Origin of the sequence: Luteimonas rhizosphaerae (genome assembly GCF_002849595.1) — a bacterium.
Lineage (GTDB): Bacteria > Pseudomonadota > Gammaproteobacteria > Xanthomonadales > Xanthomonadaceae > Luteimonas > Luteimonas cellulosilyticus.
The window spans coordinates 229205-244236 of the sequence record NZ_NRQR01000020.1 but is presented as its reverse complement, the minus strand read 5'-3'; the positions used below and the strand labels follow the sequence as shown (position 1 = coordinate 244236).

14 protein-coding genes are annotated in these 15032 nt (G+C 69.8%); 13 read left to right on the top strand and 1 reads right to left on the bottom strand.

The genetic code is table 11. The annotated features are described in order from the left end of the window. The first annotated feature begins 140 nt into the window (after positions 1 to 140). Both acpP and fabF read left to right on the top strand, forming a co-directional pair. Positions 141 to 380 carry an acyl carrier protein gene (gene acpP / locus CJ022_RS10595; protein WP_101926605.1) on the top strand — a complete coding sequence of 80 codons (240 nt, stop codon included), beginning with the start codon at positions 141 to 143 and terminating at the stop codon, positions 378 to 380. A 160-nt stretch (positions 381 to 540) separates the two neighbouring features. Then, complete coding sequence (fabF, locus tag CJ022_RS10590) at positions 541 to 1779, top strand: beta-ketoacyl-ACP synthase II (RefSeq protein WP_101926604.1); 1239 nt, start codon at positions 541 to 543, stop codon at positions 1777 to 1779. A gap of 248 nt (positions 1780 to 2027) precedes the next feature. On the opposite strand, the gene cysS is transcribed toward fabF, so the two are convergent. Then, the gene (gene cysS, locus CJ022_RS10585; RefSeq protein WP_425490795.1) at positions 2028 to 3386 is read right to left on the bottom strand and encodes a cysteine--tRNA ligase; all 1359 of its coding nucleotides are present in this window, start codon (positions 3384 to 3386) and stop codon (positions 2028 to 2030) included. 186 nt (positions 3387 to 3572) lie between these two features. Between cysS and CJ022_RS10580 the strand changes: the two genes are divergently transcribed. The 11 genes from CJ022_RS10580 to CJ022_RS10530 all read left to right on the top strand — a co-directional run bounded on the left by CJ022_RS10580 (position 3573) and on the right by CJ022_RS10530 (position 15013). After that, the gene (locus tag CJ022_RS10580; protein WP_233198703.1) at positions 3573 to 4082 is read left to right on the top strand and encodes a hypothetical protein; all 510 of its coding nucleotides are present in this window, start codon (positions 3573 to 3575) and stop codon (positions 4080 to 4082) included. A 297-nt stretch (positions 4083 to 4379) separates the two neighbouring features. Further along, the gene (locus tag CJ022_RS10575; protein ID WP_101926602.1) at positions 4380 to 5402 is read left to right on the top strand and encodes an N-acetylornithine carbamoyltransferase; all 1023 of its coding nucleotides are present in this window, start codon (positions 4380 to 4382) and stop codon (positions 5400 to 5402) included. A gap of 46 nt (positions 5403 to 5448) precedes the next feature. Next, positions 5449 to 6678, top strand: a complete 1230-nt coding sequence (locus CJ022_RS10570; protein WP_101926601.1) for an argininosuccinate synthase — start codon at positions 5449 to 5451, stop codon at positions 6676 to 6678. 169 nt (positions 6679 to 6847) lie between these two features. Next, positions 6848 to 7948, top strand: a complete 1101-nt coding sequence (locus tag CJ022_RS10565; protein ID WP_101926600.1) for an acetylornithine deacetylase — start codon at positions 6848 to 6850, stop codon at positions 7946 to 7948. Between the two features lie 113 nt (positions 7949 to 8061). Beyond that, positions 8062 to 9327, top strand: a complete 1266-nt coding sequence (locus tag CJ022_RS10560) for an acetylglutamate kinase (protein WP_233198725.1) — start codon at positions 8062 to 8064, stop codon at positions 9325 to 9327. 4 nt (positions 9328 to 9331) lie between these two features. Continuing rightward, positions 9332 to 9943: a GNAT family N-acetyltransferase gene (locus CJ022_RS10555; RefSeq protein WP_101926598.1), complete on the top strand. Its 612-nt coding sequence runs from the start codon at positions 9332 to 9334 to the stop codon at positions 9941 to 9943. Then, positions 9940 to 10893: an N-acetyl-gamma-glutamyl-phosphate reductase gene (gene argC, locus CJ022_RS10550; protein ID WP_233198702.1), complete on the top strand. Its 954-nt coding sequence runs from the start codon at positions 9940 to 9942 to the stop codon at positions 10891 to 10893. The genes CJ022_RS10555 and argC overlap by 4 nt, the downstream gene beginning before the upstream one ends. Positions 10894 to 10991: 98 nt before the next feature. Continuing rightward, on the top strand, positions 10992 to 12287 hold the full coding sequence (locus tag CJ022_RS10545) for an argininosuccinate lyase (protein WP_101926596.1): 1296 nt from the start codon (positions 10992 to 10994) through the stop codon (positions 12285 to 12287). Then, on the top strand, positions 12284 to 12547 hold the full coding sequence (locus tag CJ022_RS10540; protein WP_101926595.1) for a YciI family protein: 264 nt from the start codon (positions 12284 to 12286) through the stop codon (positions 12545 to 12547). The genes CJ022_RS10545 and CJ022_RS10540 overlap by 4 nt, the downstream gene beginning before the upstream one ends. 40 nt (positions 12548 to 12587) lie before the next feature. Further along, positions 12588 to 13733, top strand: coding sequence for a glutamate 5-kinase (gene proB / locus CJ022_RS10535; protein ID WP_101926594.1), 1146 nt, complete (start codon positions 12588 to 12590; stop codon positions 13731 to 13733). A gap of 23 nt (positions 13734 to 13756) precedes the next feature. Then, positions 13757 to 15013 (top strand): glutamate-5-semialdehyde dehydrogenase, encoded by a 1257-nt coding sequence (locus CJ022_RS10530; protein WP_101926593.1) that lies wholly within the window; start codon positions 13757 to 13759, stop codon positions 15011 to 15013. Positions 15014 to 15032 lie beyond the last annotated feature (19 nt).

Genomic DNA, 15032 nt, shown 5'->3' with positions numbered 1-15032 from the left:
GCCCGCTGCGCGGCCGCGCCGGAATCGAACGAATTCGAGGGCAAGCCGTTGAATGGCAAGGGGTTCGATGGTGGTACGCCCATCGCCCGGCTTTCCCTTACACTAACCACCGAAAACCGCCTCCCCGGAGCAGACAAGCTATGAGCAACATCGAAGAACGCGTCAAGAAGATTGTGATCGAACAGCTGGGCGTGAAAGAGGATGAGGTCAGCAACAGCGCTTCGTTCGTCGACGACCTGGGCGCGGACTCGCTGGACACCGTCGAGCTGGTGATGGCGCTGGAAGAAGAGTTCGAGTGCGAGATCCCGGACGAAGAAGCCGAGAAGATCACCTCGGTGCAGCAGGCGATCGACTACATCAAGTCGCACGCCAAGGGCTGATCGCCCCGGGCGCGTCGTCGGCAGGCCGACACGCGCGGCCGGTTCCCGCTTCGGCGCACCGGCACATCGCCTGACCCAAGCACGAGGCCGCCATGCGGCCTTGTGTGTATTCGCGGCAACCGAACGTGTGCCGCATCCCGTCATCCGTTAGGAGTTCATCATGGCCAAGCGCCGCGTCGTCATCACCGGTCTGGGCATCCTCTCTCCGTTGGGCAACGATCTGGCCACGAGCTGGGACGGCATCGTCAACGGACGCTCCGGGATCGGTCCGATCACCCACTTCGACCCGAGCGCGTTCACCACGCGCATCGCGGGCGAGGTCAAGGATTTCGATCCGTCGGTGTGGATCCCGTCGAAGGACATCAAGAAGATGGACCCCTTCGTCCATTACGGCGTCGCCGGCGGCCTGATGGCGGTCGCCGACGCGGGCCTCGACGTCCGCGCCGACGATGCGGAGCGCATCGGCGTGGCGATCGGCGCCGGCATCGGCGGCCTCAAGGGCATCGAGGACACCGCAATCAAGTATCACGAGGGCGGCCCGCGCAAGATCTCGCCGTTCTACGTGCCCAGCACGATCATCAACATGATCTCGGGCCAGGTCTCGATCATGACCGGCGCCAAGGGCCCGAACATCGCCGCGGTCACCGCGTGCACGACGGCCACGCACAACATCGGCCTGGCGATGCGCATGATCCAGTACGGCGACGCGGACGTGATGATCGCCGGCGGCGCGGAATTCGCGACCACGCCGACGTCGGTCGGCGGCTTCTGCTCGATGAAGGCGATGTCCACCCGCAACGACGATCCGGCCGCCGCCTCGCGGCCGTGGGACCGCACCCGCGACGGCTTCGTCATGGGCGACGGCGCCGGCATCCTGGTGCTCGAGGAGTACGAGCGCGCCAAGGCCCGCGGCGCGCGCATCTACGCCGAGGTCGCCGGTTTCGGCATGAGCGGCGATGCCTTCCACATGACCGCGCCGAGCGAGAACGGCGAGGGCGGGGCGCGCTGCATGCGCGCGGCGATCGCCGATGCCGGTATCGATCCGTCGCAGATCGGCTACATCAATGCGCACGGCACCTCGACGCCGGCCGGCGATGTGGCCGAAACCATGGGCATCAAGACCGTGCTCGGCGACCATGCGAAGAAGGTGATGGTCAGCTCGACGAAGTCGATGACCGGCCATCTGCTGGGCGCCGCGGGTGGCGTCGAAGCGGTGTTCTCGGCGATGGCGCTGCACGACGGCGTCATCCCGCCGACGATCAACCTCGACGAGCCGGGCGACGGCTGCGACCTGGACTACGTGCCGCACACCGCACGCCAGCACCAGGTCGAATACGCGATGTCCAACTCGTTCGGTTTCGGTGGCACCAACGGCACGCTGGTGTTCCGCAAGCTCTGAGCGGAGCGACGTGGGCGGTATCGGACAGGCCCGCGCAAGCGGGCCTGTTCTGTTCTGGCTTGCCTGCGGTAAGCGCGCCTGCGATCGACGGTGCGCATCGGGCGATTCGCCGGACAGGGGAGGTCGCCCGGTAGAAGCGCGTTCGCGCGCGGCACTAGCGCCAGGGAGGCCCGGTCGCGTGCGAGCGCGCTCCTACGAAAGCGTCTCGAACGAAGCTGGGAAGCTGGGCGCCATGCGCGCATGACGCGTCAGCCAGCATGCGGCACGGCCTCAGCCTCAGCCGCGCTTCCAGCGCACACCCTGCGGCGTGTCCTCGAGCACGATGCCTTCGCTCGCGAGCTGGTCGCGGATCGCGTCGGCCTGCGCGAAATCACGACTCTGCGGACGTCGTCGTCGGCGCTGGCGCCTCTGGCGAACCAGTCGGCAGGCACCTGCTGCAGCAGACCGAGCGCCAGCCCGGCGCCGAGCAGTTCCGATTTCAGGGCCTCGCGGCTGTCGGCATCCGTCGCCTTGCGCGCCTCGCCGGCGATCCGCGCGATCTCGGCGAGCGCCGCGGGCGTATTGAGGTCCTCGTCGAGCGCCTGCTCGATCGCCGCCGGGATCCGCGCCGCGCCGTCGATGTCGGTCAGATCGCGCAAGGTGCCGTAGAGGCGATCGAGCGTGCGCACCGACTGCTCGATCAAGGCGTCCGACCAGTCCAGCGGCTGCCGGTAATGCGCCGACAGCAGCGCATAGCGCAAGGCTTCGGGCGGATGCGCCTGCACCAGGTCGTGTACGCGTTCGATGTTGCCGATGGATTTCGACATCTTCGCGCCGGCGAAGGTCAGCATGCCGTTGTGCAGCCAGACCCGCGCGAACGGATGACCGCCGTGGGCGCATTCGCTCTGCGCGATCTCGTTCTCGTGGTGCGGGAACTGCAGGTCGACGCCGCCGGCGTGGATGTCGATCGTCTCGCCCAGGTGCGCAGCCGCCATCGCCGAGCATTCGATGTGCCAGCCCGGACGGCCCGTGCCCCAGGGCGACTCCCAGCCGGGCAGATCGCCGGTCGACGGCTTCCACAGCACGAAATCGCCGGGGCTGCGCTTGTACGGGGCCACCTCGATGCGGGCGCCGGCCAGCATGTCGTCGGGATCGCGGCGTGACAGCTTGCCGTAGCTTTCGAAGGTATCGACCGCGAACAGCACGTGGCCTTCGGCGGCGTAGGCATGCCCGCTGGCGATCAGCCGCTCGATCATCGCGACGATCTCGCCGATGTGCGCGGTCGCGGCCGGTTCGATGTCCGGCGGCGTGACCCCGAGCGCGGCCATGTCGGCCCGGTAGGCGGCGGTGAAGCGGTCGGTGATCGTCGCGATCGGCACGCCCTGCGCGGCGGCCGCGGCGTTGATCTTGTCGTCGACGTCGGTGATGTTGCGCGCGTAGCGCAGGGCGCCATGACGCCGCCGCAGCAGGTCGGCGAGCACCCCGAACACCACCGGACCGCGCGCGTTGCCGATGTGCACGTAGTTGTAGACCGTGGGGCCGCAGACGTACATCGTCGGGCAGGCCGGGTCGCGCGGCGCGAACGGTTCCAGTCGTCGCGTCAAACTGTTGTGCAGGTGCAGGGTCATCGCTTCGTTCACCGGGAAAACCGCTCGATTCTACCGGGCGGGGCAGGGCGCGTCCCCGGCGCCAGCACCGTCCGCGATCGGTCGTCGGCCCACTGGCATCCGCGCGGCCACGCACGGGGCGATCGACGCGGGCACGACAGCACCGATTCAGCCCCTGCGCGGGTGCACCGCCTACACTGCGCCCTGATGTTTCCCACCTGCCATCGCCTCCGCCTGCCGCGCGCGCCACGGACCTTCTGCTGGATGGTCGTGCTGTCGGCGTGTCCGCTGTGGGCGATGGCCCAGGGCGCGCCGCAGATGATGCAGATCGAGAACGCGCGGGTGGAATACGCCCAGGTGCTGCGTGCCGAGCCGGTCTACCAGACGCTGCGCGCGACCAGCATGGTCGAGCGCTGCGAGGCGACCACGCCCGTCGCCAGTCCCGAGGAGCAGCGCCGCGGATTCGCCCGCGTCGTCGGCGCGGTCAAGGACGTGCTGCGCTCCGAGGACGACACCGTGCAGGAAGTCGCGCGCTCGGCCGGCGGCGATTGCCGCATGGTGCCGATCGAGCGCGAATTCCGGCGGCCCATCGCCTACGACGTCGATTACGTGCACAAGGGCGTCAAGTACCGCTCGCGGCTCCCCTACGATCCGGGCAACCGGATGCGGGTGCGGGTCTCGGTGACCCCCGTCGTGGCGCCCCCGGGCGAACGCTGAGCCGGTGATGGCGCCGCGCTGTTGCGGCGCAGCGTCGGCCGTGCGAGGATGCGCGCCGATGCAGAACTTCCACGCCGACGCCGACATTCTGACCTCCGCCCGCATGGCGTCGGGCATGACGTCGCGTGCGCGCCGACCGGAAACCGATTCCTTTTCGGGTTAGCCGGACGTTCGCGTGCATGCGCAAGTTCTGACAAAACCCGGCCGATGCCGGGTTTTTTCGTTTCCGGCCCGTCATCGTTCCACGCCATCCTCGCTCCACCGCCTTTCCCATCGCAGCCCAGGACGACTTCCGCAGTGAACGCATCCGCCGTCAACCGCCACTTCCTCAACACCCAGGACTGGAGCCGCGCCGATCTCGACGCGCTGCTGGCCCAGGCCGCGCAGTTCAAGCAGCACAAGCTCGGCGATGCCCTGAAGGGCCGCTCCATCGCCCTGGTGTTCTTCAACCCGTCGATGCGCACCCGCACCAGCTTCGAGCTCGGCGCGTTCCAGCTCGGCGGCCATGCGGTGGTGCTGCAGCCGGGCAAGGACGCGTGGCCGATCGAATTCGACCTCGGCACGGTGATGGACGGCGACACCGAGGAGCACATCGCCGAAGTCGCGCGCGTGCTGGGCCGCTATGTCGATCTGATCGGCGTGCGCGCCTTCCCGAAGTTCGTGGACTGGTCGGTCGACCGTCAGGACAAGGTGCTCAAGGCCTTCGCGCAGTACTCGCCGGTGCCGGTCATCAACATGGAGACCATCACCCATCCGTGCCAGGAGCTGGCCCACGCGCTGGCGCTGCAGGAGCACTTCGGCACGTCGGACCTGCGCGGCAAGAAGTACGTGCTGACCTGGACCTACCACCCCAAGCCGCTCAACACCGCGGTCGCGAACTCCGCGCTGACCATCGCCACCCGCATGGGCATGGACGTGACCCTGCTCTGTCCGACGCCGGACTACGTGCTCGATACGCGTTACATGGACTGGGCCGCGCAGAACGTCGCCGAAAGCGGCGGCTCGCTGCAGGTCAGCCACGACATCGACAGCGCCTATGCCGGCGCCGACGTGGTCTACGCCAAGAGCTGGGGCGCGCTGCCGTTCTTCGGCAACTGGGCGCCCGAGAAGCCGATCCGCGACCAGTACCAGCACTTCATCGTCGACGAGGCCAAGATGGCGCTGACCAACAATGGCGTCTTCAGCCACTGCCTGCCGCTGCGCCGCAACGTCAAGGCGACCGACGCGGTCATGGATTCGCCGCAGTGCATCGCCATCGACGAGGCGGAGAACCGCCTGCACGTGCAGAAGGCCGTCATGGCCACGCTGATCGGCCGCTGATCATCCGCGCGCCTCTCCCTCCTTCCATCCTGTTCCGGACTCCGCAATGACCGCTGCCTCTCCCGAATCCAAGACCTCCGCCGCACAGTCGAAGGACATCGTCCTCGCGTTCTCGGGCGGCCTCGATACCAGCTTCTGCGTGCCCTACCTGCAGGCGCAGGGCTGGGCCGTGCACACCGTCTTCGCCGACACCGGCGGCGTCGACGCCGAAGAGCGCGCCTTCATCGAGCAGCGCGCCGCCGAGCTCGGCGTCACCAGCCATCGCACCGTCGACGGCGGCCCGGCGATCTGGTCGGGCTTCGTCAAGCCCTACGTGTGGGCGGGCGAGGGCTACCAGGGCCAGTACCCGCTGCTGGTCTCGGATCGCTATCTGATCGTCGACGCCGCGCTCGCCCGCGCCGCCGAGCTGGGCACCAATGCGATCGCGCACGGCTGCACGGGCATGGGCAACGACCAGGTGCGTTTCGATCTCGCGGTCAAGGCGCAGGGCGACTACCGCATCGTGGCGCCGATCCGCGAGATCCAGAAGGAACACACCCAGACCCGTGCCTACGAACAGGCCTATCTGGAGGCGCGCGGCTTCGGCGTGCGCGCCAAGCAGCAGCAGTACACGATCAACGAGAACCTGCTGGGCGTGACCATGTCCGGCGGCGAGATCGACCGGTGGGAAGCGCCGGGCGAGGAAGCCCGTGGCTGGTGCGCGCCGCGCGCCGAATGGCCGGAGGCGCCGCTGCGCGTGACGCTCGGCTTCCGCAACGGCGAGGCGGTGTCGCTCGATGGCGAGGCGCTGGACGGCGCCGCGCTGCTGGCAAAGCTCAATGCGCTGTTCGCGCCCTACGGCGTGGGCCGCGGCATGTACACCGGCGACACCGTGATCGGCCTCAAGGGCCGCATCGTCTACGAGGCGCCCGGTCTCGTGTCGTTGCTCGCCGCCCATCGCGCGCTCGAGGAAGCGGTGCTGAGCAAGCAGCAGAACCGCTTCAAGCCCGAGGTCGCGCGCAAGTGGGTGGAGCTGGTCTACGAAGGCTTCTTCCACGATCCGCTGAAGGCCGACCTGGAAGCGTTCCTGCAGTCCTCGCAGGCCTGCGTCAATGGCGAGGTCGTGCTGGAAACCCGCGGCGCCCGCGTCGATGCCGTCGCGATCCGTTCGCCGCACCTGCTGCACGCCAAGGGCGCGACCTACGCGCAGTCCGCGGACTGGGGCGTCGAGGAAGCCGAAGGCTTCATCAAGCTGTTCGGCATGAGTTCGACGCTGTGGGCCGAGATCAACCGCTGAGTCGAGATCCCCACGCCAGCGGGACGACGCGCGCGCCGGGCCGGGCGAGCACGCGTCGCTCTCGTTCTAGGACGGGCTGGCACCCGCGTCCTCATCCGCCCGCCGGGCGGCCGCCGCCGTACGCGGGGGCCCTGTTCCACTTGCGATCCAGGACATTCCGATCCCCGTCATGACCGAACTCCTCGACCACACGCTGGCCCATCTCGAACGACTGGTGGCGTTCGACACCCGCAATCCGCCGCGTGCGATCGCGGCCGAAGGCGGGATCTTCGACTACATCCGCGACCAGCTGCCGGGGTTCGAGGTCGAGGTCGTCGATCACGGCGCGGGAGCGGTCAGCCTGTTCGCGGCGCGCGGCACGCCGAAATTCCTGTTCAACGTGCATCTGGACACGGTGCCGGACTCGCCGCACTGGAGCGCCGATCCGCACGTGATGCGGCGCCTCGACGACCGCGTGGTCGGCCTCGGCGTCTGCGACATCAAGGGCGCGGCGGCGGCGCTGATCGCCGCGGCGAATGCCGGCGACGGCGATGCCGCGTTCCTGTTCTCCAGCGACGAGGAAGCCAACGACCCGCGCTGCATCGCGGCGTTCCTCGCCCGCGGAATTCCCTACGAGGCCGTCATCGTCGCCGAGCCGACGATGGGCGAGGCGGTACTCGCGCATCGCGGTATCAGCTCGGTGCTGATGCGCTTCGCCGGCACCGCCGGTCATGCGTCGGGCCGTCAGGATCCGGCGGCGAGTGCGCTGCACCAGGCGATGCGCTGGGGCGGGCGCGCGCTCGATCACGTAGAGTCTCTTGCGCATACGCGCTTCGGCGGCCTCACCGGGCTACGCTTCAACATCGGCCGCGTCGACGGTGGCATCAAGGCGAACATGATCGCGCCGGCGGCGGAGCTGCGCTTCGGCTTCCGGCCGCTGCCGTCGATGGATGTCGATGCGCTGCTGGCGACGTTCGCCGGTTTCGCCCAGCCCGATGCTGCGGAATTCACCGAAACCTTCCGCGGCCCGAGCCTGCCATCGGGCGACATCGCACGCGCGGAAGGGCGTCGTCTGGAAGCGCGCGACATCGCCGATGCGCTGGACCTGCCGATCGGCAACGCCGTCGATTTCTGGACCGAGGCCTCGCTGTTCTCAGCGGGCGGCTATACCGCGTTCGTCTTCGGGCCCGGCGACATTGCCCAGGCGCACACGGCCGACGAGTTCGTAAGCCTGGAGCAGCTGCAGCGTTACGCCGATGCCGTGCACCGGATCATCAATCCGCCGGCCTGAGCCGCGCACAGACTGCATTTCCTATCCACCGCGCCATCCACACAAGCCGACCCGTGAACATTCCCGCGACCCACGTCCAGACCCGCCAGACCATCGTGCGCCTGCTTTCGAGCATGGCCAGCGCGAAGGAGATCAGCCAGTACCTCAAGCGCTTCTCGCAGCTCGATGCCAAGCGCTTCGCCGTGGTCAAGGTCGGCGGCGCGGTGCTGCGCGACGAGCTCGACGACCTCACCTCGTCGCTGTCGTTCCTGCAGGAGGTCGGCCTGACGCCGATCGTGCTGCACGGCGCCGGCCCGCAGCTGGATGCGGAACTGTCGGCGGCCGGCATCGAGAAGCGCACCGTCAACGGCCTGCGGATCACGTCGCCGGAATCGCTCGCCATCGTGCGCCGCGTGTTCCAGGCCGCGAACCTCAAACTGGTCGAGGCGCTGCAGCGCAACGGCGCGCGCGCGACCTCGATCACCGGCGGCGTGTTCGAAGCCGCCTATCTCGACCAGGCGACCTACGGGCTCGTCGGCGAGGTCCAGCGGGTCAACCTGGCGCCGATCGAGGCCAGCCTGCAGGCCGGCTCGATTCCGGTGATCACCAGCCTCGGCGAAACCGCGTCCGGGCAGATCCTCAACATCAACGCGGACTTCGCTGCCAACGAGCTCGTCCGCGAGTTGCAGCCCTACAAGATCATCTTCCTGACCGGCACCGGCGGCCTGCTCGATCCCGACGGCCAGGTCATCGACTCGATCAACCTCTCGACCGAGTACGACCACCTGATGGAGCAGCCGTGGATCAACGGCGGCATGCGGGTCAAGATCGAGCAGATCAAGGCGCTGCTCGATGGCTTGCCGATGGCGTCGTCGGTGTCGATCACGCGACCGGCGGATCTTGCCAAGGAACTGTTCACGCACAAGGGCTCGGGCACGCTGGTGCGCCGCGGTGAACGCGTGCTGCGCGCGACCGCGTGGGATGAACTCGACCTGCCGCGGCTGCGCACGTTGATCGAGTCGAGCTTCGGCCGGACCCTGGTCGACGATTACTTCGAGCGGACGCCGCTGCTGCGCGCCTACGTCAGCGAGAACTACCGCGCCGCGGTGCTGCTGACAGAAGGCGACGGGATCACCTACCTCGACAAGTTCGCGGTGCTCGACGACGCCCAGGGCGAGGGCCTCGGCCGCGCCGTGTGGAACGTCATGCGCGAGGAAACGCCGCAGCTGTTCTGGCGCTCGCGCCACAACAACCAGGTCAACATCTTCTATTACGCCGAGTCCGACGGCTGCCTCAAGCAGGAGAAGTGGAAGGTGTTCTGGTACGGCCTCGACGGCTTTGACCAGATCCAGCAGTGCGTGGCCCATTGCGCGACGCGCGCACCGACGCTGGCGGGCTGAGGCCGTGGACACCGCTGCCGCAGGCGACGCCTGGCGGACCGTGCCGACCCTGCGCGGCGCGCAGGTCACGCTGGTGCCGCTGGACGCCCTGCATGCGTCGCCGCTGCGCGACGTCGTGCGGTCGAGCGGCCTGCACCGGCTGTGGTTCACCGGCGTGCCCGCGCCCGGGGACGTGGACGGCTACATCGACCGGGCGCTGGCCGATCGGCAGGCCGGTCTCGCACTGCCGTTCGCCGTGCTCGACGGCGCCGGCGAGGTCGTGGGCAGCACGCACTTCTACGGCCTAGCCCCGGACGTGCCGAACCTGAAGATCGGCCACAGCTGGCTGGCGCCACGCGTGCAGCGCACCGGGCTCAACACCGAAGCCGAGTTGCTGCTGTTGGGGCACGCATTCGAGGCGATGGCCTGCGTCGCGGTGGCGTTCGAGACGAGCTGGTTCAACCACGCCTCGCGCGCGGCGATCGCGCGGCTCGGCGCGAAGCAGGATGGCGTGCTGCGCCATCATCAACGGCATTCCGACGGGTCGCTGCGCGATACCGTGGTGTTCTCGCTGCTCGCGGCCGAATGGCCGGCGGCGAGGGCGCATCTTCGTTTCAAGCTGGAGAGTCGATCGTGAGTACGCCCGTCCATTCCGTCGGCATCGTCGGCGCCCGCGGCCACACCGGTGCGGAGCTGATCCGCCTGATCGCCGCGCACCCGCAGCTGTCGCTGGCCTTCGTATCCTCGCGCGAGCTCGACGGCCAGGCGGTCGCCGACCACACCGACGCCGACGTCGGTGCGCTGCGCTACGAAAGCCTCGATGCCGACGCGGTCGCGTCGCGCGGCGCCGACGCGGTGATCCTCGCGCTGCCCAACGACAAGGCCGCGCCGTTCGTCGCGGCGCTGGACGCGGCCGCGCCCGACACGGTCATCGTCGATCTGTCGGCCGACTACCGCTTCGATGCGGCCTGGTACTACGGCCTGCCGGAGCTGACCCGGGCGCGCTACGCCGGCCAGCGCCGCATCAGCAATCCCGGCTGCTATGCGACCGCGATGCAGCTGGTGATCGCGCCATTGATCGACCAGCTGGCCGGCCCGCCGCAGTGCTTCGGGGTCTCCGGTTATTCGGGCGCAGGCACCACGCCGTCGGACAAGAACAACGTCGCGCTGCTGCAGGGCAATCTGATGCCGTACGCCCTGACCAATCACATGCACGAGCGCGAGGTGTCGACGCAGCTCAACGTGCCGGTGGAATTCATGCCGCACGTGGCGCCGCATTTCCGCGGCATCACGATGACGGTGAACCTGTGGCTGCAGCAGCCGACCACGCGCGACGCGGTGCAGGCGCTGTACGCCGCGCGCTACGGCGACGAGCCGCTGATCGAACTGGTCGACGACGCGCCCTGGGTCAGCCGCATCGCCGGCCGCCACGGTGTGCAGATCGGCGGCGTCACGATGGCGCCGGGCGGGCGCCGCGTCGTCGTCGTCGCCACGCTCGACAACCTGCTCAAGGGCGCGGCGACGCAGGCGATGCAGAACCTCAACCTCGCGTTCGGTTTCGATGAACTGACCGCGATCCCGCACTGACGATGTTCCTGGCGCGCACAGAAGCGCGCAACAGACTTCACCAGTCGCCCGATCGCGCGCAAGCGCGTTTCCATGCAGATCCAACAGGACGTTCCGACATGAGCAATTTCCTCTGGCAGAAACCCGGCGTCGCGGTCGACGCTCAGATCCAGGCCTTCCTCGCCGGCAACGACGTGGTGCTGGACCGGGAATTCTTCCTGCACGACATCGCCGCCAGCGGCGCGCACGCGCAAGGCCTGCAGCGCATCGGCATCCTGTCGGACGCGGAGCTCGCCGGCCTGCAGCGCGAACTGGCAGTGCTGGGCGAGGATTTCCGCAGCGGCGCCTTCGTGCTCGACGACCGCTTCGAGGACGGCCATTCGGCGATCGAGGCGCGCCTGACCGAGCGACTGGGCGACGCCGGCCGCAAGATCCACACCGGCCGCAGCCGCAACGACCAGGTGCTGGTCGCCACGCGCCTGTGGCTGAAGGAGAAGCTCGACCGCGTCGCGACGCTGAGCCGGGAGATCGCGAAGATCGCGCTCGACCGCGCGCAGGCCGAGGCGCAGCTGCCGATTCCCGGCTACACCCACATCCAGCGTGCGGTGATCTCGTCGGGCGGCATGTGGTGGTCGGGCTGGGCCGAGGCCTTCATCGACAATGCGGTGCGCGCGCGCGACACGCTCGCGCTGATCGATGCGAATCCGCTCGGCACCGCCGCCGGGTACGGGGTCAATCTGCCGCTGGACCGCGACCACACGACCGCCGTGCTCGGCTTCGCGCGCCTGCAGGTGTCCCCGGTCTACGCGCAGCTGTCGCGCGGCAAGTTCGAACTCGCCGCGCTCGACGCACTGGGTGGCGCGACGCTGGACCTGCGCCGGCTCGCCTGGGACCTGTCGCAGTTCACCAGCGCCGAATACGGCTTCGTCGCGTTGCCGGCGCAGTACACGACCGGCAGTTCGATCATGCCGAACAAGCGCAACCCCGACGTCATCGAGCTGATGCGCGCCACGCACGCCAGCGTCGCCGCCGCCCGCACCGAGATCGAGCAGCTGCTGTCGCTGCCGTCGGGCTACCACCGCGACCTGCAGAGCAGCAAGGGCGCGATCTTCCACGGCTTCGGCCGCGGCCTTGCGGCGCTGGAGCTGTTGCCGGCGTTGCTGGCGAACCTGGAATGGCGCGAGGACCGCCTGCGCGCGGCGATCGATTCGGGCATGTACGCGACCGACGTCGCTGTCGAGGCCGCGCTCGCCGGCGTGCCCTTCCGCGAGGCCTACCAGGCCGCCGCGGCGGCGACCGAGACCGCCGGCGCGGGCCGCACGCCGGAAGGCAGCCTCGCGGCGCGCACCTCGCCGGGCGGCGCGGCCGACCTGCGCCTGGCACTGCTGCAGGCGCGCTGGGACGCGCTGGCGTGAGTGTCCGGTATCTCGTCCTGGCGATGCGGCGACCGGATTTCAATCCGGCGGTCGGGCCGCCGCATGCGGCGTTTCTCGAGTCGCTGCGCGCCGAGGGTCAGCTCGTGATGACCGGCGGCTTCAGCGACGGCAGCGGCGGCGCCTACCTGCTGCGGAACATCGAGAGTCTGGAGGCCGCACAGGCCATCGTCGCGCGCGATCCGCTGGTGCTGCAGGGCGCGTCCGAACTCACCGTGCACGAATGGAACGTGCGCGAGTGAACCGCCCGACGCCCGCCGCGAAGCACGCCGGGCGACCGGGATGACGCCGATGCCGACCGGCTTCGCCGAGCAGCTGCTGCCGCCGTGGCGGCGCGCGGTGCTGAAGGTCGGCAGCAGCCTGCTGGCGGCGGACGGCGGTGGCCTGTCGCCGCAATACGCGGCGGCGCTGGCCGCCTTCGTGCGCGCGAGCCAGGCCGCGGGGCGCGAGGTCGTCATCGTCTCGTCGGGCGCGGTTGCCGCGGGCCGCGCGATCCTCTCGGCGGGGCTGGCGCCGGGCGCGGCGATGGCCGAGCGCCAGGCGCTGGCCGCGCTGGGCCAGGCGCGCCTGACCGGGTTCTGGCAGGGCTTCTTCGAACGGCCGGTCGCGCAGGTGCTGCTGACGCACGACGATCTGCGCAACCGCCGTCGCTATCTCAACGCGCGGGCGACCTTGCGCGCGTTGCTGCGGCATGGCGCGCTGCCGGTCGTCAACGAGAACGACACGGTCTCGGTCGATGAACTCAAGCTCGGCGACAACGACAACCTCGCGGCGATCGTCGCGGCGCTGGTCGATGCCGACGTACTCTTCATCGCCACCGACATCGACGGCCTCTACGACGCCGATCCGCGGATCGAACCGAACGCCCGGCCGGTGCCGGCGGTCGCGAAGATGAGCGCCTCGCTGCTGGCGATCGCCGGCGGCGCCGGCAGCGCGTCCGGCACCGGCGGCATGCGGACCAAGCTGGAGGCGGCGCAGCGTGCCGCGTCGGCGGGCATCGCGACGGTGCTCTTCAACGGGCGCCGCGCCGAGGTGGTCGAAGGCCTGGCGCACGACCGCCTGCGTGGCACCCGCATCCACGCACTGCGCACGCGCGTCGCCGCACGCAAGCACTGGCTGCAGAACGCGCCGGCGGAACCGGGCGCGATCGTCGTCGATGCCGGCGCGGCGAACGCCATCGTGGAGCAGGGCGCTTCGCTGCTGCCGGGCGGCGTGGTCGCGGCCCAGGGCGCGTTCCGCCGCGGCGACCTGGTCGAGATCGTGCTCCGCGACGGCGACGTCACCGAACGCGTCGCGCGCGGCGTCACCCAGTATTCGGCCGACGACATCCGCCGGCTCGCGCGCCGCCATTCGCGCGACATCGAGGCGATGCTCGGTTACAACTACGGCGAGAACATCGTGCACCGCGACGATCTGGTGCTGGTGTAGTTCCGACGCCGAGGGAGTCCGCGATGTCCGAGATCCGCACCGCCGCGCTGGCCTGCCGCGACGCCGCCCAGGCGCTGGCCCAGCTGTCGACCCGCGACAAGGACGCGCTGCTGCTGGCGATGGCCGATGCGCTCGACGCCGATGCCGACGCGATCCTCGCCGCCAACGCGCAGGACGTCGCCGCCGCGCGCGCGGCCGGGACGGGCCGCGCGATGCTCGACCGCCTGGCGCTCGATGCGGGCCGCCTCGCGGCGGTGGCGGCATCGGTGCGCGCGGTCGCGGCGCTGCCGGATCCCGTCGGCCAGACCACGCGCCGCGATGTGCGTCCGAACGGGATCGCGGTCGAGAAGGTCCGCGTGCCGCTGGGCGTCATCGCGATGATCTACGAGGCGCGCCCCAATGTGACCGCCGATGCGGCGGCGCTGTGCATCAAGGCCGGCAACGGCGTGATCCTGCGCGGCGGCAGCGAGGCGATCCACTCCAACACCGCGATCGCCGCCGCGCTGCAGCGCGCCCTGGACGCCGCCGGCATCGGTGCGGCCGCGCTGACCCTGGTCACCGACCTGCGGCGCGAAACCATGCTGGCCCTGCTGCAGCTCAGCGACATCGTCGACCTGGCGATCCCGCGCGGTGGGGAAGGCCTGATCCGCTTCGTCGCCGAACACGCGCGGGTGCCGGTCATCAAGCACTACAAGGGCGTCTGCCATCTGTTCGTCGATGCCAGCGCCGACCCCGCTCTGGCGCTGCGCCTGCTGGTCGACGGCAAGGTCGGCAAGCCGAGCGCCTGCAATGCGCTGGAAACGCTGCTGGTGCATGCGGACATCGCCGATACCTTCCTGCCCGCGGCGATCGCGGCGCTGCGCGCGCACGGCGTCGAGGTCCGCGGCGACGCGCGCACGCAAGCCGTCGCCCGCGACGTCGCGCCGGCCGGCGACGACGATTACGCGGCGGAATTCCTGGACCTGGTGATCGCGGTGCGCGTCGTCGATTCGCTGGACGCGGCGATCGCGCACATCCGCCGGTTCGGCTCCGACCACACCGAAGTCATCGCCACCCGCGACGACGCCAGCGCACGCCGCTTCATCGACGCGCTGCGCGCCGCGGTGGTCATGGTCAACGCCTCGTCGCGTTTCAGCGACGGCGGCGAGCTGGGGCTGGGCGCGGAGATCGGCATCTCGACGACGCGGCTGCATGCCTACGGGCCGATGGGCCTGGAGGCGCTGACCGTCGAGCGCTTCGTCGTGCGCGGCGACGGCCAGGTGCGCAACCTCGGCGCCTGAGAAGGGGCGCCGACACGCG